Below are 20,391 nucleotides of genomic sequence, written 5' to 3'. Positions count from 1 at the left end.
CGCTATGACGAAGCCCTCCCTCCCCGATCTGCTGCACGCCGCCGTCACCGCTGTCGGCGGCACCGAGCGCCCTGGCCAGATCGCCATGGCCGAAGCCGTCGCCGAAGCGGTCGGCGGCGCCGCTCCCGAAGACTCGGAAGGCAGCGCAGGCGAAGCGCAGCGAAGCGGTTCCCACCTGCTCGTACAGGCCGGTACCGGCACCGGAAAGTCGCTCGGCTATCTGGTGCCGGCGCTGGCCCACGGCGGCCGTGTGGTGGTGGCCACGGCCACCCTCGCGCTCCAGCGCCAGCTCGTCGAGCGCGACCTGCCGCGCACGGTCGAGGCGCTGCATCCGCAGCTACGCCGCCGTCCGCAGTTCGCCATGCTCAAGGGCCGCTCCAACTATGTGTGCCTCCACCGCCTGCACGAAGGTGTGCCGCAGGAAGAGGAGGAGGGCCTGTTCGACCCCTTCGAGCACGCCACGCCCACCAGCAGGCTGGGCAAGGATCTGCTGCGGCTGCGCGACTGGGCGGACGAGACCGAGACCGGCGACCGCGACGATCTCACCCCCGGCGTCTCCGACCGGGCCTGGGGGCAGGTCTCCGTCTCCTCGCGGGAGTGCCTGGGCGCCTCGAAGTGCGCGTACGGCGCGGAGTGCTTCGCCGAGGCCGCCCGCGAGCGCGCCAAGCTCGCCGACGTGATCGTCACCAATCACGCCCTGCTGGCCATCGACGCCATCGAGGGTGCCCCGGTGCTGCCCCAGCACGAGGTACTGATCGTCGACGAGGCCCATGAGCTGGTCTCCCGGGTCACCGGCGTGGCCACCGGGGAGCTGACCCCCGGCCAGGTCAACCGGGCCGTCAAGCGTGCCGCCAAGCTGGTCAACGAGAAGGCCGCCGACCAGCTCCAGACCGCCTCGGAGACCTTCGAGCGCCTGATGGAGCTGGCACTGCCCGGCCGCCTGGAGGAGATCCCCGAGGACCTCGGCTACTGCCTCATGGCGCTACGGGACGCGGCCCGTACGGTGATCTCGGCCCTCGGCTCGACCCGCGACAAGTCCGTCCAGGACGAGGACGCCGTGCGCAAGCAGGCCCTGGCCTCGGTCGAGAACGTCCACGCGGTCGCCGAGCGGATCGCCAACGGTTCCGAGTACGACGTCGTCTGGTACGAGCGCCACGACCGCTTCGGCGCCTCCCTGCGCGTCGCGCCCCTGTCGGTCTCCGGCCTGCTGCGCGAGAAGCTCTTCGCGGACCGCTCCGTCGTGCTCACGTCCGCCACCCTCAAGCTGGGCGGGGACTTCAACGGCGTCGGCGCCTCCCTGGGCCTCGCCCCCGAGGGCACGGAGGGCGAGGACGTCCTGCGGTGGAAGGGTCTGGACGTCGGCTCGCCGTTCGACTACGGCAAGCAGGGCATTCTGTACGTCGCCAAGCACCTGGCCCAGCCGGGCCGCGAGGGCAGCCGTACGGACATGCTCGACGAGCTGGCCGAGCTGATCGAGGCCGCCGGCGGCCGCACCCTCGGCCTGTTCTCCTCGATGCGCGCGGCGCAGGCCGCCGCCGAGAACCTTCGCGGGCGGCTGGACGTGCCGATCCTCCTCCAGGGCGAGGAGACGCTCGGCGAACTGATCCGCACCTTCGCCGGTGACGCCCGTACGTGCTTGTTCGGGACGCTCTCCCTGTGGCAGGGCGTCGATGTGCCGGGCCCGAACTGCCAGCTCGTGGTCATGGACCGGGTGCCGTTCCCGCGGCCCGACGACCCCCTGATGAGCGCCCGGCAGAAGGCCGTGGAGGAGGCCGGCGGCAATGGTTTCATGGCTGTCGCGGCGACCCACGCCGCCCTCCTCATGGCCCAGGGGGCGGGCCGTCTCGTCCGTGCCACGGGCGATCGCGGCGTCGTGGCCGTATTGGATCCGCGCGTGGAGCGAGCCCGCTACGGCTCATTCCTGCGCAGGTCGATGCCCGAATTCTGGTACACCACCGACCGCAACCAGGTCCGCCGCTCCCTGGCCGCCATTGACGCCGCAGCCAAGGCGACCGAGGGCGAGTAGTTCCACCGGGGCGTCGGAGGGGGCCGTGACGGCCCTGCCACCCGACCCGCGCCCTCAAAGCCCACAGCCCCGACCCGCAGTAACCCCCCACCGTCAGTGGAGCAACCCCCACGTCGCTCAACCAGCCCCGCGAGAGCGGCGCCGACTCAGGCGCAAAGGGGCCCCGCACATGCTGCGAGCCCCGGGACCGGCGCAGTGGTCCCGGGGCTCGGTCGAGGGGGTCAGACCCGCCGCAGCACCGCCACGACCTTGCCGAGGATCGTGGCCTCGTCACCGGGGATGGGCTGGTACGCGGAGTTGTGCGGGAGCAGCCATACGTGACCGTCCTCGCGCTTGAAGCGCTTGACCGTGGCCTCGCCGTCCAGCATGGCCGCGACGATGTCGCCGTTCTCCGCGACGGGCTGGCGGCGTACCGTGACCCAGTCGCCGTCGCAGATCGCGGCCTCGACCATCGAGTCACCGACGACCTTCAGGACGAACAGCTCGCCGTCGCCGACCAACTGCCGGGGCAGCGGGAAGACGTCCTCGACCGATTCCTCGGCGAGGATGGGGCCGCCGGCGGCGATCCGGCCGACGAGCGGGACGTAGGACGCGGCGGGCTTGCCGGTCGTGTCGGTGGGCGCGCTGCTCGGCTGGTCGGAGCCGCGGACCTCGTACGCCCGGGGGCGGTGCGGGTCGCGGCGCAGGAAACCCTTGCGCTCCAGAGCCATGAGCTGGTGGGCGACGGACGAGGTGCTGGACAGCCCGACCGCCTGGCCGATCTCGCGCATGGACGGCGGGTAGCCGCGGCGCTGGACGGAATCCCGGATGACCTCGATGACCCTGCGCTGCCGGTCGGTGAGTCCCGAACTGTCGGCGCGGATGCCTGGAGGGCGGCCGGGCAGTGAGCGGGCTGGCTTCTGCCCCTCGGGGTTCATCGCGTCGTCCATCGGCGGTTTCCGGGTCGGATCGAATCGGCTCTGGGAGTGGCTCTGGGCGGTGATGGTGGCGCTGTCTGCGGTGGTGGTCACGTCGGCCCCTCTCGGAATGTGCTCCCTAGTTAGCCAACGGTAGTTGCTTTCGAAAGGTTGCGCCAAACACACGTTCGAGTGAAAATTTCCGGATTAGCTGACCTGATCACGGGCTTAGGTGTATAGCCGAAAGGCAATTCGGGTCATTGCGGTACTGTTCGCCCCGAGCTGATGGTCGGGAACGCGCGCCGTCCCGCCGGGTGCGGCCCGGGCGCCGCGACGTGCCGATTCTGCCATCCCCGCCCCGCCGGAGCCGCCCCCGGGCCTCGTCCCGTACTCTCGTCGGCGGCCCTGTGCACGGCCCCCGACGGTCCGCCCCGCCACGACACGCTGGGGACGCGGATGGCCTCCCGACACCACATGTAGTGCTTTGATGACTACGGCAGCCCAGAAGTTGTGGTGCCGGTGTCTTTCGGGGCTCTGGGGATCGCCTATGCTTGGGGTCGCTCCGAGGGGCCCGTGAGGGCGGCCCGGAGGTCATCAGCCGTACGCCGGGACCAGTGGGCGTACGACCGTAATTTTCGAGGGTGAGGAGGGTGAATTCATGCATTGCCCCTTCTGCAGGCACCCCGACAGCCGGGTGGTCGACAGCCGCACCACCGACGACGGCACCTCGATCCGCCGGCGCCGCCAGTGCCCGGACTGCTCGCGCCGCTTCACCACCATCGAGACGGCGTCCCTGATGGTGATCAAGCGGAGCGGGGTCACCGAGCCCTTCAGCCGCAACAAGGTCATCGCCGGCGTGCGCAAGGCGTGCCAGGGCCGGCCGGTCACCGAGGACGCGCTCGCCAAGCTGGGCCAGCGGGTCGAGGAGGCCGTGCGCGCCACCGGCAGCGCCGAGCTGTCCACCCACGACGTCGGGCTGGCCATACTGGGCCCGCTCCAGGAACTCGACCTCGTCGCGTACCTGCGCTTCGCGAGCGTCTACCGGGCCTTCGACTCGCTGGAAGACTTCGAGGCGGCCATCGCCGAACTGCGGGAGCAGAGCGAGCGGGGAACGCCCGCGCGGGCGTGCGGGTGTGAAGGGGGCGCCGGACATCCGGCGGTCCCGGTGCCCGCCACCGCCGCCGACTGAGATCGGCACACCACAGACCTGACCAGGGCAAATGCAGGCGCCCTGGTGCCAGACAGACACACACCGTGCCACGGGAAGAAGTGCGCACATATGGGCGTTTGCCCGTACAGGGAGGCGGAATGACAGAGACGACGAGCGGCCCGGCACGAGGCTCCCGCGCCAAGGGCAGCAAGGCGAGCAAGGGTCTGCGTATCGAGCGCATCCACACCACCCCTGGCGTGCATCCGTACGACGAGGTGGCGTGGGAGCGCCGTGACGTCGTCATGACCAACTGGCGCGACGGCTCGGTCAACTTCGAGCAGCGTGGCGTCGAGTTCCCCGAGTTCTGGTCGGTGAACGCGGTCAACATCGTCACGAGCAAGTACTTCCGCGGCGCGGTGGGGTCCGACACCCGGGAATCGAGCCTCAAGCAGCTCATCGACCGGGTGGTCAAGACGTACACCAAGGCCGGCGAGGAGAACGGCTACTTCGCCTCCCCGGCGGACGCCGAGATCTTCGAGCACGAGCTGGCGTACGCCCTGCTCCACCAGGTCTTCAGCTTCAACTCCCCGGTGTGGTTCAACGTCGGCACGAAGCAGCCGCAGCAGGTCAGCGCGTGCTTCATCCTCTCCGTCGACGACTCCATGGACTCGATCCTGGACTGGTACAAGGAAGAGGGGATGATCTTCAAGGGCGGCTCCGGTGCCGGCCTGAACCTCTCCCGCATCCGCTCCTCCAAGGAGCTGCTGTCCTCCGGCGGCAACGCCTCGGGTCCGGTCTCCTTCATGCGCGGCGCCGACGCGTCCGCCGGAACGATCAAGTCGGGCGGCGCCACCCGCCGTGCCGCCAAGATGGTCGTCCTGGACGTGGACCACCCGGACGTCGAGGCCTTCATCGACACCAAGGTGAAGGAGGAGGAGAAGGTCCGCGCCCTGCGTGACGCGGGCTTCGACATGGACCTGGGCGGCGACGACATCACGTCCGTCCAGTACCAGAACGCCAACAACTCGGTCCGTGTCAACGACGAGTTCATGAAGGCCGTCGAGACCGGCTCGAAGTTCGGCCTGCGCGGCCGGATGAACGGCGAGGTCATCGAGGAGATCGACGCCAAGGGCCTGTTCCGCAAGATGGCGGAGGCCGCCTGGGCGTGCGCCGACCCGGGCATCCAGTACGACGACACGATCAACCACTGGCACACCTCGCCGGAGTCGGGCCGGATCACCGCCTCGAACCCGTGCAGCGAGTACATGCACCTGGACAACTCCTCGTGCAACCTGGCCTCGCTGAACCTGATGAAGTTCCTGCGCGATGACGACAAGGGCAACCAGTCGTTCGACGCCGAGCGCTTCGCGAAGGTCGTCGAGCTGGTCATCACCGCGATGGACATCTCCATCTGCTTCGCGGACTTCCCCACCGAGAAGATCGGTGAGACCACCCGCGCCTTCCGCCAGCTCGGTATCGGCTACGCCAACCTCGGCGCCCTGCTGATGGCCACCGGCCACGCGTACGACTCGGACGGCGGCCGCGCCCTCGCCGGTGCCATCACCTCCCTGATGACCGGCACCTCGTACAAGCGCTCCGCCGAGCTGGCCGCGGTCGTCGGCCCGTACGACGGCTACGCCCGCAACGCCGACGCCCACAAGCGCGTCATGAAGCAGCACGCGGACGCCAACGGCGCCGCCAAGCGCATGGACGACCTGGACACCCCGGTCTGGGCCGCGGCCACCGAGGCGTGGCAGGACGTCGTCCGCCTCGGCGACAAGAACGGCTTCCGCAACGCGCAGGCGTCGGTGCTCGCGCCGACCGGCACCATCGGCCTGATGATGGACTGCGACACCACGGGCGTCGAGCCGGACCTGGCCCTGGTCAAGTTCAAGAAGCTGGTCGGCGGCGGCTCCATGCAGATCGTGAACAACACGGTCCCCAAGGCGCTCAAGCGGCTCGGCTACCAGCCGGAGCAGGTCGAGGCGATCGTCGCCCACATCGCCGAGAACGGCAATGTGATCGACGCCCCCGGCCTGGACCCCGCCCACTACGAGGTCTTCGACTGCGCCATGGGCGAGCGCTCCATCTCGGCCATGGGTCACGTACGGATGATGGCGGCGGCCCAGCCGTTCCTGTCCGGCGCGATCTCCAAGACCGTCAACCTCCCCGAGTCGGCCACCGTCGAGGAGGTCGAGGAGGTCTACTTCGAGGGCTGGAAGCTCGGCCTGAAGGCGCTGGCGATCTACCGCGACAACTGCAAGGTCGGCCAGCCGCTCTCCGCCAAGAAGAAGGAGGAGAAGAAGGCCGAGGAGAAGCCGGCCGAGAAGGTCGTCGAGTACCGTCCGGTCCGCAAGCGCCTGCCCAAGGGCCGTCCCGGCATCACCACGTCCTTCACGGTGGGCGGCGCCGAGGGCTACATGACCGCCAACTCCTACCCGGACGACGGTCTGGGCGAGGTCTTCCTGAAGATGTCCAAGCAGGGCTCGACCCTCGCGGGCATGATGGACGCCTTCTCCATCGCCGTCTCGGTGGGCCTCCAGTACGGCGTGCCGCTGGAGACCTACGTCTCGAAGTTCACCAACATGCGCTTCGAGCCGGCCGGCATGACGGACGACCCGGACGTGCGGATGGCGCAGTCGATCGTCGACTACATCTTCCGCCGCCTGGCGCTGGACTTCCTGCCCTTCGAGACCCGCTCCGCGCTCGGCATCCACTCCGTCGAGGAGCGCCAGCGCCACCTGGAGACCGGTTCGTACGAGCCGGCCGACGAGGAGGAGCTGGACGTCGAGAGTCTGGCCCAGTCGGCGCCGCGCCGCCTGGAGTCGGCGAAGGAGCCGTCGACGACCGAGATCGTCGAGGAGGCCGCCGCCCCGGCTCCCAAGCAGGCTCACACCAACGCGGAACTGGTGGAGATGCAGCTCGGCATCAACGCCGACGCTCCGCTGTGCTTCTCCTGCGGCACGAAGATGCAGCGCGCGGGTAGCTGCTACCTGTGCGAGGGCTGCGGCTCGACCAGTGGTTGTAGCTGACGTCGGACGCCCTCGGGTGACTGACTGACCAGGGTGGGGAGCCGGGATTCCGGCTCCCCACCCCGCATTTGTGTGCACGGCTCCGCCCGCCGGGCCCGGCGGAGCCCGGGCGGGTTTCACGCGTCCGGGGACGCCTTCACCGACGCGTCAGCGGGTGACGTTTTCAGTCGCCCATGATGGTGACGAAAGCTTCCGGGTCGGTGTCGAATCCCCGTACGGACGGGTGGAACTGCCATTCGCCCCGCTCGTCCCGGTCGAATTGCGCTATCACGGCCGCGGTGGATCCGGCGACGGCGGAGAAGTCGTCCGCCGCCAGTTCGTCGTACCCCTCGCTGACGCGGACCGCGGTGTTGGCGATGTCCCCGAACGTCTTGCGTCCGCCGCGCTGCTGAATGGCCACGCCGACGACCACACGCCCGTACGTGTCCGCCAGCCGGTTCAGTTCCAGCACCATGGCCTCGTCGGTGCCCAGGCCCAGCCCGGTGCGGCTGTCCCGGCTGAGGGTGATGGTGCCGTCGGGGGAACGGCTGTCGAAGTGCACGAGGTAGGCGGGCGCGCCGCGCGGGTCGTCCTTCGTGTAGGTCGCAGCGATGAGATCCAGGTCGTGGGCCGGAGTGCCCGCGGGGTTGGGGTCCCACTTGAGGGACACTTCGACTTTGCCGATCCCTTTGTTGAGGCTGCTCACAGAGATCCCTTTCCGGTGTTGCAACTCCCGGGCTGTGCAAGGCGGTCCACCATGGTGTCACGCTCCGCGCGCCCTGCCCCGGCGGTCGGGGCGACGCCGTCCCGTCGGCAGGACTGGTACGCGTACTGCTACTCCGACGTATGCGGTAGGACTGAAGTTCCACCAATGCCCCGTACGGGGGTGCGCAGATGTGCCGTACGCGAGTTGAAGCCCAGGTCGGAACGGTTCTGCGGCCGTGCCACGTTGTCGGCGCGGTGGGCGGTGAGTTGACGGGCGACACGGGCGGTGAGTTGACGGGCGGCATCGTCCGCCGGAAGCGCGCGGCGGTCCCGGAGTCCGCCGCGGGGAAGCGCGGGTGGAGAGCGTGCCGGGAGGCTGCTTCCGGGCCCGGAACGACCGTCAGGCGGCCAGGTCGCCCCAGAGGCGCGCCAAGTGGCTGTCCAGGGCGTCGAGCGCCGCGTCCGGGGTGAGGTGCCCGATCAGGACGTGGGTGGTCAGGCCGTCGGTGAGGGCGAGCAGGGTGCGCGCCTCGCGCTCCGCGTCCGGCGACGCGGTGGCCTCGGTGATCAGACGTGTGAAGAGGCCGTGCAGGTCCGCGTAGTTGCCACGCAGGATCTCGGCCAGCGCGGGGCTGACCGCGGCCTGGGCGGCGAAAGCGAGCCAGACGCGTGCCTCGGCCCGGTGCTCGGGGCGCAGCAGGGAGATCTCGGTGGTCGCGTGCCCGAGTGCCGTACGGGCCGACTGTGCGGGGGACTCGGCGAGCCGCGCCGCCGCCCGCGCGGAGATCCGCGTGCCGATGTGGCCGAGCGCGAAGACCAGCATCTCCTCCTTGGTGCGGAAGCAGCGCTGCACCGCCCCCATGGACACGTCGGCGCGCGCCGCCACGTCCCGCAGGGTGACGCCCTCCAGGCCGTGCTCGTCGGCGAGGCGGCAGACGGCCTCGGCGATCTGCCGGCGGCGGCTCTCGTGGTCCACCTGCTTGGGCATGCGGCGCTCCCGGTGATGCGATGCGTGTGTATCGATGACAAGGGTACGATGTGATGCACTTGCATCGGAACGGGTGGGCGGCGCGTCCGTGCCCGTCACGGAACGTCGAGGACGAAGGAGCGCGAAGTGGGAGCGCAGCAGACGCTGTGGAAGCTGACGGCCGCGGCACAGGCGGCCGCCGTGCGGAGCGGAGAGGTCACCGCCGTCCAGGTGGTCGAGCACCACCTGGAACGGATCGCCGAGGTCAACCCGGTCGTCAACGCCGTCACACAGCTTCTCGCCGACCGGGCGCGTGCGGATGCGGCCGCCGTCGACCGGCGCCGCGCCGCGGGCGAGGACCCGGGGCCGCTCGCCGGCGTGCCCTTCACGGTCAAGGAGACCACCGCCATCGAGGGCGTACCGACGACATACGGCGCGGAACACTTCCGTCACCATGTCGCGCACTCCGACGCGCCCCCGGTGGCGCGCTTGCGTGCCGCGGGCGCCGTACCGATCGGCCACAGCAACATGCCCACACTCATCCTCGCGGGCATCCACACGCGCAGCGAGCTGTACGGGGACACCGCCAACCCTTGGGCGCCGGGCGTGACGCCGGGCGGGAGCAGTGGCGGCGACGGGGCCGCGGTGGCCAGCGGCATGGCCGCGATCGGGCTGGGCAACGACTCCGGCGGATCGGTGCGGCTGCCGGCGTCCTTCTGCGGCGTGGCGGGCCTCAAGCCCACGTACGGGCGCTTCCCCGCGGACCACCGCCTCGGTGCGGAGGATCCGGCGCTCGCCACTCAGGTACTGGTGGTCGACGGGCCGCTGGCCCGTACGGTCGGCGATCTGCGCCTGGCCTACGAGGCCCTCGCCGGTACCGACCCGCGGGATCCGAGGGCCGTGGCGGTGCCCCTGTACGGTGCGCGGGCCCCGCGGCCGACGAAGGTCGCGATGGTCACGGACCCGGGCGGCAAGGGCGTGCACCCCTTGGTCCGCAAGGCCGTCGAGGACGCGGCGGACGCACTGCGCGACGCCGGGTACGAGGTGCGCGAGGTCCCGGACGTACCACGGTTGGACGAGGCGCTGGAGGTGTACGGCCGGATGACGCTGGCCGAATTCGCCCCCACCTGGCCCGTGGTGCGGAACCTGCTGGGCAAGGAAGGGCATCGCTACATCGAGATGTCGATGGAGGCGCGGGACGCCGTGCCGATGGACGTGCCGGAATACCTGCGCCTGACGGGCGCCCGGCTCGGCCTCCAGAGGGCGTGGGCCGAATTCCTGGACACCTACCCGCTGCTGCTGGGCCCCGTTTTCGCCGAGCCGCCCTTCGAACCGGGGCTGGAGGTGCGCGACCTGGAGGGACACGCGCGCGTCCAGAAGGCGATGCGCCTGTGCGCGGCCACGAGCCTCGTGGGCGTACCGGCGGTGGCCGTGCCCACCGGAGTGACGGACGGGCTCCCGTACGGAGTCCAGCTCGTCGGCCGCGCCTACCGGGAGGACCTGTGTCTGGAGGCCGCCGAGGCCGTGGAGCGGAGGCTCGGAGTGATCACTCCCATCGACCCGCGGTCGTAGGGGAGTTCGGTGTGGTGGGAGCGTGACACGCGGTGATGCCGGGCCCCGCCGGGCCGTACGATGGCGCGGTGCTGGTCAAGTGGATTAGATGCACGGTCGTGGACCGCCGGGGGTTCGAGAGGGGGCAGCGGAAGTGGGCGGGGCTGCTCGGTGAACCGGGCTTCCGTGGGCAGGGCGGCGGGTGGAGCCGGACGCGGCCTTCGGTCGCGCATCTGGTCGCCTTCTGGGAGAGCAGGGCGTTCTACGACTCCTTCATGGCGCGTTCGCACGACCGGCTGGCGGCGGCCCAGGTGGGCACGTTCAAGGACTCCCGCGTGCGCCTGTTCGAGTACGAACTCGACGTGAAGGTGGGCTTCCGGCCGGTGTTCGCCGACGCCGACGTGCTGCGGATAGCCCACTGCCAGGTGCGCGCCGACCGGGTCGAGCACTTCATGCTGATGCAGGAGAAGGTATGGAATCCGGCCATGGCCGGCTCCCCGGGGATGCTGCGCGGGCTGATGGGGCGCGCTCCGGGCGAGGAGTTCCTGATCCTGTCGATGTGGGAGTCGGCGGCCGAACGGGGGAAGTACCGGCCGGAACGGGTGGAGCGCCTCGGCCTCCGTGCGCAGACGGAGGCCGATGTGCGGGCCGTGACGGGCGATGTGGCCGATCTCGAACCGTCGTGGGCGGTGTGACGGACGGCGCCCGGTCCGGGGGCGTGGAGGCACGGCTCAGAGCTGTGGCTCACAGGGGTGCGCCCGGCTCAGGGCCGTGGTTCACGGTGGTGTGCCCGGCGCACGGCGGCGCGGACACCGGGGCTCATGGCTGTGCGGTCGCGTCGGTCTCCTCCTGCGCGGCCGCGTCGGTGTCCGGCGCGGCGGGTGCCCCGGTCCTCGGCGAGGTGAAGACTCCGGCGCGCGCGGCTGCCAGGGCCGCCGCCGCGGCCTGGTCGGCGGTGTGCTCGTCGACCGGTTCACGCGTGATGAAGAGGCGGAAGAACAGCGGCGCGCACGCGGCGCGTGAGAGTGCTCCGGCGTCGATGTCGCCCTCCAGGGCACCCGGGAGTTCGCCGCGCTCGACCGCGCGCCGCACCAAGGGCTCGCAGCGTTCGAAGCGCTCCCCGTAGTAGGCGCTCAGCGCGTCGGCGGCCCGCTGTGATTGGAAGGCGGCCGCGATGATCGCGGAGCCGGAGGCCGAGGTGGCCGGATCGGTGAACGACTCCACCACCTCGCGGGCGAGCGTGCGCAGATCGCCTTCCAGGGAGCCGGTGTCGGGGGGCGTCCAACTGTCTTCGCCGGCCAGGTCGAGAGTGTCGGCCAGCAGGCCTTCGAGGCTTCCCCAGCGGCGGTAGAGCGTCGTCTTGTGCACGCCCGAATGCTCCGCGACGTACTCGACGGTCAGGCCGGGATAGCCGTGTTCGACCAGGCCGGCCAGCACGGCGTCGCGGACGGCGGCGCGGGTGCGGGCGGTGCGCCCGCCCGGGCGGCGGGTGCCGGGGTTCGGGACGGAGGACTCCGGATCTTGAGACAACTGCAACTCCTGTTGCGTTAGCGCGGCGGCGTGTGTCATCATCGACGTAACGCAACAAGCGTAGCGTTTGAGTTCGGGGTGCGGTGTCGCGCCGCCGAGTCAGGGGGCCCGCATGACCACGCAGATCTCGCTGCACGAGGTGTCCAGGTCCTACGGCGACCGGCTTCTGCTGGACGGTGTCACTCTCTCGGTCCGCCCTGGCGACCGGATCGGCATCGTGGGGGAGAACGGTGCGGGCAAGTCGACCTTGCTGCGGATCGTGGCGGGCCTGGAGCGACCGGACGAGGGCCGGGCCGTGCTGACCGCCGACGGAGGCACGGGCTACCTCGGCCAGGTTCCCGACCTGCCGGCTCACTGCACGGTCGACCAGGCGGTGGACGCGGCCATGGCGGAGTTGCGTGACATCGAAAGCCGGCTGCGCGCGCTGGAGGCGCGCCTCGCGGCCGGAAGGCCGCAGGACATGGAGGAGTACGGCCGGCTGCTCGGCATCTTCGAGCTGCGCGGTGGCTACGAGGCCGATGCGCGGGTCGACAAGGCGCTGTACGGCCTCGGGCTGAGACACGTGGCACGGGACCGGCCCTTCGGCAGCCTTTCCGGCGGGGAGCAGGCCAGGCTCGGGATCGCCTGTCTGATCGCCGCGTCACCCGAGGTGATGCTGCTCGACGAGCCGACCAACCATCTCGACGCAAAGGCGTTGGACTGGCTGGAGGGCGCCCTGACGGCCCACCGCGGCACGGTCGTCGCGGTCTCGCACGACCGCCTCTTCCTGCAACGTGTGGCCGGCACGATCGTCGAGGTCGACGCGGACCGCCGGACGGTCGTCCGGTACGGCGGCGGATACGGCGCCTTCACCGCGGCCAAGGCCGCGGCCCGCCGCCGCTGGGGGCAGGAGTACGAGCAGTGGTGCGCGGAGACCGCGCGGCTGACGGAGTTCGCGGCGGGCGCTGCCCGTCATGTCGCCCAGGGCCGGGCGATCAAGGACAACAACAAGATGGCGTACGACCGGGCCGGCGGCCGGGTCCAGGCATCGGTGGCCGGCCGGGTGCGCAACGCCCAGGAGCGGCTTCGCCGACTGCGTGCGGACCCGGTGCCCAAGCCGCCGGATCCCCTTCGCTTCCGCGCCGGCCCGGCGGCCGGGGATGCCGAAGGGACGCTCGTCGAGCTGGACGGCGTACGGGTGGGGGACAGGCTGACCGTGGATGCGCTGACCGTCGCCGCGGGAGAGCGCTTGCTGGTCCACGGAGCCAACGGGGCAGGGAAGAGCACGCTGCTGCGGGTGCTGGCGGGCGTGCAGCAGCCCGACGCGGGCACGGTTGCGCGGCGGGGGCGCATCGGCTATCTGGCTCAGGAAATACCGGTGTCCCGGCCGCGGGAGCGACTGCTGTCGGCCTTCGGGCGCGGTCTTTCCGGAGACACCGATGAGCTCGCCGAACTTCTCCTGTCGTTCGGCCTGTTCCGGGAGGACGATCTGCCGGTGCCGGTGGGGGTCCTTTCGGCGGGGCAGCGGCGCCGGCTGGCCCTGGCCCGCCTGCTGGCCCGCCCCGCCGACCTCCTGCTTCTGGACGAGCCGACCAACCATCTGGCGCTCGGCCTGGTGGAGGAGCTGGACGCGGCGCTCGCCGCCTGGCCGGGCGCTCTGGTCGTCGTCTCCCACGACCGGCTGCTCGGCCGCCGTTTCGGCGGGCGCCGATGCGAGATACGGGCCGGGCGACCGGTGTGCGTCCGGTGACCGAAGAGGGGGGTGAGGTGAGCGGACGGTGACGGTGCGGCTGCCTTGGCGGGGGGCGGGGGTACGTGGGCATGAGGCATGTACAGAGCAACCGTTTTAGGGTGGCGGCATGGCACGGCCCCGACGCATCGTCCTCATCCGCCACGGAGAATCGGAGGGGAACACCGACGACACGGTCTACGAACGGGAGCCCGACCACGCCCTGAGCCTCACGAAGGACGGACTGCGGCAGGCCGAGGAGGCCGGCGGCTCACTGCGTGCGATGTTCGGCGACGAGGGGGTTTCCGCGTACGTGTCGCCGTACCGCCGCACGCACCAGACCTTCCAGGCGCTCGGCCTCGACATGGACCGGGTCCGGGTCCGCGAGGAGCCGCGGCTGCGCGAGCAGGACTGGGGGAACTGGCAGGACCGCGAGGACGTACGCCTGCAGAAGGTCTACCGCGACGCCTACGGCCACTTCTTCTACCGTTTCGCGCAGGGGGAGTCCGGCGCCGATGTGTACGACCGCGTCGGTGCGTTCCTGGAGAGTCTGTGGCGCAGCTTCGAGCACCCGGACCACCCGCCCAACGTCCTGATCGTCACGCACGGCCTGACCATGCGGCTCTTCTGCATGCGGTGGTTCCACTGGACCGTGGCGGAGTTCGAGTCCCTGTCCAATCCGGGGAACGCGGAGTGGCGCTCCCTGCTCCTGGGCCCGGACGGCCGGTACACGCTGGACCGGTCGTTCGAGCGCTGGTGTGAACCGGAGTCGTACGGCATCACCGGTTAGAGTGCACACCGATGAGCGCCGACCACCGTGACGCAGACCGATTCGAGCGGGCTCTGAAGAGCCTGCGCGGACTTTCCCTGGGCGATGCCCTCGGCTCCCAGTTCTTCGTTCCCGCCAACTACCCCCACCTCAAGCGCCGTGAGCTGCCGCCGTCGCCGTGGCAGTGGACCGACGACACGGAGATGGCCTGCTCGGTCGTCGCCGTGCTCGCGGACCACGGCCGCATCGACCAGGACGCACTCGCCCGGTCCTTCGCCGATCACCACGACGTCGACCGGGGGTACGGCCCGGCGGTCAACCGTATGCTCCGGCTGGTCCGGGAGGGCGGCGACTGGCGCGAGCTGGCCTCGGCGCTCTTCAACGGCCAGGGCTCCTGGGGCAACGGCGCGGCCATGCGCATCGCTCCGCTCGGTGCCTGGTACGCGGACGACCCCGAGCAGGCGACGCACCAGGCCGAGATCTCGGCCTACACCACCCATCAGCACCGGGAAGCGGTGGTCGGGGCGATGGCGGTGGCCGCCGCGGCCGCGCTGGCCGCCGCTCCCGGCCGGACGGCGGGCCCCGAGGCGCTGCTGGACGGCGTGCTGGCGCTGATCCCGCGCAGCGCCGTGCAGGCCGGTCTGCGGCGTGCCCGGGACATGCTCGACTACGGCGACGCCGGCACGGTCGCGGCCGTACTGGGCTGTGGGCGCCGGACCAGCGCCCACGACACCGTCCCGTTCGCGCTGTGGGCCGCCGCGCGCCACCTCGACGACTTCGAGCAGGCGCTCTGGACCACGGCCCAGGTGGGCGGTGACGTGGACACGACCTGCGCCATCGTCGGGGGGATCGTCGCGGCCGGTGGCGCCGCGCCGCCGCCTGACTGGCTGGCTCGCACGGAACCGCTCCCGAGCTGGCTGCCGAAGCTCTCCGGCTGAGCCGCGGCAAGCGCGGGCAGAGGCGGAGTGGCGGGGCGGGAGCGGCAGGGCCGAGCGACGCTGGACGGGGCCAAGGCGGCTCTTCGAGCGTGTAGTTGATCTATGCCCGGGCCCGGAGGCCGCCGACCGCGCGTCGGGAGCGGACCGGGCGGCAGCACTTGATCGCGAACCCGCTGACCAGCCCCCGCGCTGCCGCCCTCGGGGGTGTCGGCGATGATCGGTTCCGGGGGCGGGGCGGTCAGGCGGGTACCCGGTGCGCACGGCTGCCACGATTAGGCGTACGCTTGCTGGCGCCATGCCGTACGAGCCCCCAACCCACACCGTCGAGCGATCGCTTCGCGCCACCACGGGCGCCAAGATCATCGCTGGGGTGGACGAAGTCGGGCGCGGCGCCTGGGCCGGTCCGGTCAGCGTCTGCGCAGCCGTCACCGGACTGCGCCGCCCGCCGGACGGACTCACCGATTCCAAGCTGCTGACACCCAAGCGACGTACCGAACTCGCCGAAGTGCTCGACGGCTGGGTCACGGCGCACGCCCTGGGGCACGCCTCTCCGGAGGAGATCGACAGTCTGGGCATGACCGCGGCGCTTCGACTCGCGGCCGTGCGTGCCCTGGAAGCGCTGCCGGTCCGTCCGGACGCGGTCATCCTCGACGGCAAGCACGACTACCTCGGCGGTCCCTGGAAGGTCCGTACGGTCATCAAGGGTGATCAGTCCTGTATCGCGGTGGCCGCGGCGTCCGTACTCGCCAAGGTCCGTCGCGACGCCATGATGGGTGAACTGGTGGGCGTGCACGCCGACTTCGCCTTCGCGGAGAACGCCGGTTACCCGTCACCGGCGCACCGTACGGCGCTGGAGGAGTACGGCCCCACGGCCCACCACCGGGTGTCGTGGTCCTACATGGACGCCCTGCCCCGCTGGCGCCACCTGAAGAAGGTGCGCAGCACCCCCGAAGCAGCCGCTCTGGAGGCCGGTGGCCAACTCGGCTTCGACTTCTGAGCGGTGCGGGCATGAATTCGGTACCCGATGACATGTTCCGCACCTACGTTTGATAGACATCCTTTTATGCCTCTCTTCCCCGAGGAGCCTCAGATTCACGAGAGTGTCCCGGGTCCCCGCGCAACTCCGGCCGCCGGCCGCACCGCGTCGACCCCCCGTCCTGTTCCTGGCCCCGGTCCCCGCCCCGCGCCTCCGCGCGGCGCCCCCGCGGCCAGCGCCCGCCCCGGCAAGCCCGGACCCGCCATGCCGTCCCGTGGGCCGGCCGGCGCTCCTCCGGCGCAGCGTCCGGGGCCCACGCAGCCCACCGCGACCGCCGGCGCCGCCGACGCCGCTTCCGGAACGCAGCTCCAGTTGATCCCGGCCCCGCAGTCCGGCGCGCTCGACGCCGCCGAGGAGGCCGTCGACCTGCTGCTGGACTCCGGACGCGCGCCGGGCGACATCCTGGTCCTCACCACCGGTGAGATGCACCCGTGGGCCGCCCACGAACTGTCCTTCGGCGAAGCGGCCTACTGGGCGCAGCAGGATGCCGCGGACGACGTGTTTTACGCGGACGCCGCCGCCGAGCGTGCGACCGGACGGCCCGTCGTGGTCGTCGCGGTCAACGGTGGTGCCGAGCAGACCGTCGCCGAGGCCCTGCCCGCCGCGATGACCCGGGCCGGTGCGCTCCTGGTCGTCTGCGGTGACCCGCAGCGGATCAACGCCCTGCTGGGCGTCAACGCCTGACGGGCGCTGTCAGGGGGAAGCCCGGCGGCCACGGGCCGACCGGGCGTCTCGCGCCGGATGCGCGCTGACCGTCAGCGGGCCGCGGTACGCCGTCGCGCGTCCAGCGCGCTGGATGTGCCGCGTCGTGGCGTGCGCCTTCCGTCGTTGCGCGGCGGCTCCGAAGGGGGTCGCGCTTCTCCGGCGTACGGCTGCGGGGCTGTCGTGCGCGTCCGTTCCGTGGAGCGGGTCGGCTCCACCGGAGCGATCCATTCCGGTGAGCCGGGCGGCGATGGTGGCCCGGACCGCCGTATTGCTCCGCCGGTGTGCCTGGTCCTCCCTGGCAGTGCGGTGTCCTCGTCCTGCCCCGGGGCCCCCTCCGGGGCCTGCCCCGACGCCGTTGGCCGCTCGACCGGACCGGGCTGTTCCGGTACGTACCGGCCCGGCATCTGTCCCGTGCCGCGAGGGCGGTCGGGGCGTATGACAGAGCGGGGACGCCGGCCGCCGCGGTCCTCGCCCAGCACCTGCCAACCGCTGCGGGTCAGCGTGATGTACGCGCCGCAGCGCAGCCCGTGCAAAGTGCACGCATCGCGTAGTCCCCACATCCAGGCGCCGTCCGCCTCCGTCCAACGCGGCTCGCCCTCACGGCAGTAGAGCAGGACGGCCGTACGGACCGGGACCCGTAGCCGCAGGTCGTGCGGGACGACCCGGCGAAGCCGGGCCAGGAGCGCGTTGCGGAACTCCCAGCCGTCCGGCGCCGAGGCGTGCTGGACGAACGACGCGCTGGCGACGATGCGGTCCTCGGGCCCGAGCACCGCCACGACGGCCGTCGAAATCCCCGGCAGATGCCGGTCGTGCAGGCCGGTGACGACCTCACGCGGGTTGCGCAGCAGGGGGATGCCGGCCGATGCCCACTCGGAGGGCTCCAGCATGCGGCTCAGCCGGGCGGCGGAATCGGCGGACGTGGGCAGGGAAACATCCGGGGGCTGGGCGAAGCCGAAGGTCACGGTCCTCCCTTCGTCTACGCGTCCGCACTCCGGACGGCGGCCGGCCGTGCGGGCACGGCTCGGTACCGCCGTACCGGGCCGCGGACGGCGGGTACGGGGAAGCGGTCCAATTCTTGCGTTCGTACAGACATGCGGCAATGAACTCGTCACGCGCGGGGCCGTAATCGGGCGCCGCGTCTGCTGTATTCATGCCCGCCGCACCGGCCCCTGACGCCCGACCACCCCCTCCACCTCACCCTTGTACGGCAAGGACCAGCGGAAACACTCCGGCGGCTCCCGCCCTGCGCAGCAGCCGGGCGCCCACGGCCAAGGTCCAGCCGGTGTCCGCGTAGTCGTCCACCAACAGCACCGGCCCGCCCGCCGACGCCAGGGCCTGTGCCAGCTCCGGCGGTACGCTCAACGACCCGTGCAGCGCCCGCAGTCGCTGCGCGCTGTTGCTGCGCGGAATCCGGGTGTCCGGTCCCTGCTCCCCGTACGCCACCGTCCCCAGGAACGGCATCCGGCCGACGGTGGCGATGCGCTCGCCCAGGGAACGGACCAACTGCGGACGGGTGCGGGAGTCGAGCGTCACGACCCCCACCGGACGCGCCGGGGCGTCCGGGGCACCCGAGGCCCAGCCTCCGGGGCCCTTCGCCCAGTCGGCGAGCACCGTCACCACCGCGGACGCGACATCGTCCGGAATCGGCCCGTCGGCGGCCTGCGCGGCGAGCATCGGACGCAGCCGGTTGCCCCACCCGATGTCGGAGAGCCGCCCCAGCGCCCGCCCGGTGGCCGCCTGCTCACCGGCCGGAATGCGCCCCTTGAGATCCACACCGACGGCAGGCAGCCCCGTCGGCCACATCCGCCGCGGCTCGACCTCCACACCCGGCCGCCCCAGCTCGCCGCGCGCGGCGTCCAACGAGGCGGTGGAGACCTCCGTGGTGAAGCGCGCTCCCGCGCAGTTGTCGCAGCGGCCGCATGGCGCCGCCGCCTCGTCGTCCAACTGCCGCCGCAGGAACTCCATCCGGCAGTCCGTGGTCGTGGCGTAGTCCCGCATGGCCTGCTGCTCGGCCTCGCGCTGCCGCGCCACCCAGGCGTAACGCTCGGCGTCGTACGTCCACGGGCGGCCGGTCGCGGTCCAGCCGCCCTTGACCCGGTGGACCGCGCCGTCCACGTCGAGCACCTTCAGCATGGTCTCCAGACGCGAGCGGCGCAGCTCCACGAGAGGCTCCAGCGCCGGCAGCGACAGCGGCCGCTCCGAGCCCGCCAGGACGTCCAGCGTCCGGCGCACCTGCTCCTCGGGCGGGAACGCCAGCGACGCGAAGTACTTCCAGATCGCCTCGTCCTCACGGCCGGGCAGCAGCAGCACCTCGGCGTGCTCGACACCGCGCCCGGCGCGCCCGACCTGCTGGTAGTAGGCGATGGGGGAGGAGGGCGAACCGAGGTGCACCACGAATCCGAGGTCGGGCTTGTCGAAGCCCATGCCCAGCGCGGAGGTGGCCACCAGGGCCTTGACGCGATTGCCGAGCAGGTCGTCCTCGGCCTGCTGACGGTCCGCGTTCTCGGTCTTTCCCGTGTACGAGGTGACCGTGTGGCCGCGCTGCCGCAGGAACGCGGTCACCTCCTCCGCCGCGGCGACCGTGAGGGTGTAGATGATCCCCGAGCCCGGCAGCTCGTGCAGGTGGTCGGCCAGCCAGGCCAGCCGGTGCGCGGCGTCCGGGAGGGGGAGCACGCCCAGGCTCAGGCTCTCCCGGTCCAGGGCACCACGCAGTACGAGCGCCTCGGCGGCCCCCTCGCCCGTCCCCAACTGCTCCGCCACGTCGGCCGTGACCCGCGCGTTGGCCGTCGCCGTGGTCGCGAGCACGGGCACGCCGGGCGGGAGGTCGGCGAGCATCGTGCGCAGCCGTCGGTAGTCGGGCCGGAAGTCGTGGCCCCAGTCGGAGATGCAGTGTGCCTCGTCGACCACCAGCAGGCCCGTGGCCGCGGCCAGTTTGGGGAGCACCTGATCGCGGAAGTCGGGGTTGTTGAGGCGCTCCGGCGACACGAGCAGGACATCGACCTCGCCCGCCGCCACCTCGGCCTGGATCGTGTCCCAGTCCTCGGTGTTGGAGGAGTTGATCGTGCGCGCGCGGATGCCGGCCCGGGCCGCCGCCTCGACCTGGTTGCGCATCAGCGCGAGCAGCGGCGAGACGATCACGGTCGGGCCGCTGCCGCGCTCACGCAGCAGCGCGGTCGCGACGAAGTAGACCGCCGACTTGCCCCAGCCCGTGCGCTGCACCACCAGCGCGCGGCGGTGCTCGGCGACCAGCGCCTCGATCGCCCGCCACTGGTCCTCGCGCAGCCGGGCCGTACCGCCGGGGTCCCCGACGAGGCGGGAGAGGATGGCATCGGCCGAGGCACGTAGGTCTTCGTTGCTCATGGCTCCATGCAACCCGATGCCACTGACAACGCGCGAACC

At 71.5% G+C, this 20,391-nt stretch carries 15 protein-coding genes and 1 pseudogene; 10 read left to right on the top strand and 6 right to left on the bottom strand.

What is annotated here, in order from left to right; genetic code table 11:
- The first annotated feature begins 4 nt into the window (after window positions 1-4).
- The gene (locus ACH4EB_RS26950; protein ID WP_398350366.1) at window positions 5-2,026 is read left to right on the top strand and encodes an ATP-dependent DNA helicase; all 2,022 of its coding nucleotides are present in this window, start codon (window positions 5-7) and stop codon (window positions 2,024-2,026) included.
- A 221-nt stretch (window positions 2,027-2,247) separates the two neighbouring features.
- On the opposite strand, the gene lexA is transcribed toward ACH4EB_RS26950, so the two are convergent.
- Window positions 2,248-3,036 carry a transcriptional repressor LexA gene (gene lexA, locus ACH4EB_RS26945; protein ID WP_365845266.1) on the bottom strand — a complete coding sequence of 263 codons (789 nt, stop codon included), beginning with the start codon at window positions 3,034-3,036 and terminating at the stop codon, window positions 2,248-2,250.
- Between the two features lie 544 nt (window positions 3,037-3,580).
- Here lexA and nrdR point away from each other — a divergent pair.
- Both nrdR and ACH4EB_RS26935 read left to right on the top strand, forming a co-directional pair.
- Window positions 3,581-4,111 carry a transcriptional regulator NrdR gene (gene nrdR / locus ACH4EB_RS26940; RefSeq protein WP_398350365.1) on the top strand — a complete coding sequence of 177 codons (531 nt, stop codon included), beginning with the start codon at window positions 3,581-3,583 and terminating at the stop codon, window positions 4,109-4,111.
- A 119-nt stretch (window positions 4,112-4,230) separates the two neighbouring features.
- Complete coding sequence (locus tag ACH4EB_RS26935) at window positions 4,231-7,104, top strand: vitamin B12-dependent ribonucleotide reductase (protein ID WP_398350364.1); 2,874 nt, start codon at window positions 4,231-4,233, stop codon at window positions 7,102-7,104.
- A 163-nt stretch (window positions 7,105-7,267) separates the two neighbouring features.
- On the opposite strand, the gene ACH4EB_RS26930 is transcribed toward ACH4EB_RS26935, so the two are convergent.
- Complete coding sequence (locus ACH4EB_RS26930; RefSeq protein WP_398350363.1) at window positions 7,268-7,813, bottom strand: TerD family protein; 546 nt, start codon at window positions 7,811-7,813, stop codon at window positions 7,268-7,270.
- A 375-nt stretch (window positions 7,814-8,188) separates the two neighbouring features.
- A complete protein-coding gene (locus ACH4EB_RS26925) occupies window positions 8,189-8,776 on the bottom strand; it encodes a TetR/AcrR family transcriptional regulator (protein WP_398350362.1) in 588 nt (195 codons plus the stop codon).
- A 126-nt stretch (window positions 8,777-8,902) separates the two neighbouring features.
- Between ACH4EB_RS26925 and ACH4EB_RS26920 the strand changes: the two genes are divergently transcribed.
- Together ACH4EB_RS26920 and ACH4EB_RS26915 are read left to right on the top strand one after the other, a co-directional pair.
- Complete coding sequence (locus ACH4EB_RS26920) at window positions 8,903-10,327, top strand: amidase (RefSeq protein ID WP_398350361.1); 1,425 nt, start codon at window positions 8,903-8,905, stop codon at window positions 10,325-10,327.
- A gap of 68 nt (window positions 10,328-10,395) precedes the next feature.
- Window positions 10,396-11,001, top strand: coding sequence for a YdbC family protein (locus ACH4EB_RS26915; RefSeq protein WP_398350360.1), 606 nt, complete (start codon window positions 10,396-10,398; stop codon window positions 10,999-11,001).
- A 124-nt stretch (window positions 11,002-11,125) separates the two neighbouring features.
- Here the strand turns inward: ACH4EB_RS26915 and ACH4EB_RS26910 are convergent, their stop codons facing one another.
- Window positions 11,126-11,875, bottom strand: coding sequence for a TetR/AcrR family transcriptional regulator (locus ACH4EB_RS26910; protein ID WP_398350443.1), 750 nt, complete (start codon window positions 11,873-11,875; stop codon window positions 11,126-11,128).
- Window positions 11,876-11,948: 73 nt separating this feature from the next.
- On the opposite strand from ACH4EB_RS26910, the gene ACH4EB_RS26905 reads away from it, so the two are divergent.
- The 5 genes from ACH4EB_RS26905 (at window position 11,949) to ACH4EB_RS26885 (ending at window position 16,971) form a co-directional block, all read left to right on the top strand.
- Window positions 11,949-13,565 (top strand): ABC-F family ATP-binding cassette domain-containing protein, encoded by a 1,617-nt coding sequence (locus ACH4EB_RS26905; RefSeq protein ID WP_398350359.1) that lies wholly within the window; start codon window positions 11,949-11,951, stop codon window positions 13,563-13,565.
- A gap of 109 nt (window positions 13,566-13,674) precedes the next feature.
- Window positions 13,675-14,334 carry a histidine phosphatase family protein gene (locus ACH4EB_RS26900; RefSeq protein ID WP_398350358.1) on the top strand — a complete coding sequence of 220 codons (660 nt, stop codon included), beginning with the start codon at window positions 13,675-13,677 and terminating at the stop codon, window positions 14,332-14,334.
- An 11-nt stretch (window positions 14,335-14,345) separates the two neighbouring features.
- Entirely contained in the window at window positions 14,346-15,251 is a 906-nt protein-coding gene (locus ACH4EB_RS26895; protein ID WP_398350357.1) for an ADP-ribosylglycohydrolase family protein, read from the top strand.
- Between the two features lie 295 nt (window positions 15,252-15,546).
- The gene (locus ACH4EB_RS26890; protein WP_398350355.1) at window positions 15,547-16,248 is read left to right on the top strand and encodes a ribonuclease HII; all 702 of its coding nucleotides are present in this window, start codon (window positions 15,547-15,549) and stop codon (window positions 16,246-16,248) included.
- A 66-nt stretch (window positions 16,249-16,314) separates the two neighbouring features.
- A complete protein-coding gene (locus tag ACH4EB_RS26885) occupies window positions 16,315-16,971 on the top strand; it encodes a hypothetical protein (RefSeq protein ID WP_398350354.1) in 657 nt (218 codons plus the stop codon).
- Window positions 16,972-17,428: 457 nt separating this feature from the next.
- Here ACH4EB_RS26885 and ACH4EB_RS26880 read toward each other — a convergent pair.
- Window positions 17,429-17,954 (bottom strand): annotated as a pseudogene (locus ACH4EB_RS26880) (hypothetical protein); the annotation flags it as partial.
- Between the two features lie 232 nt (window positions 17,955-18,186).
- Window positions 18,187-20,352 carry a RecQ family ATP-dependent DNA helicase gene (locus tag ACH4EB_RS26875; RefSeq protein WP_398350352.1) on the bottom strand — a complete coding sequence of 722 codons (2,166 nt, stop codon included), beginning with the start codon at window positions 20,350-20,352 and terminating at the stop codon, window positions 18,187-18,189.
- Between the last annotated feature and the right edge of the window lie 39 nt (window positions 20,353-20,391).

Origin of the sequence: Streptomyces sp. NPDC018045, assembly GCF_044327445.1 — a bacterium.
In the GTDB taxonomy this organism is placed as follows: Bacteria; Actinomycetota; Actinomycetes; order Streptomycetales; family Streptomycetaceae; genus Streptomyces.
The sequence above is the reverse complement of the archived record's forward strand: the minus strand, read 5'-3'. Positions and strand labels throughout refer to the sequence as shown.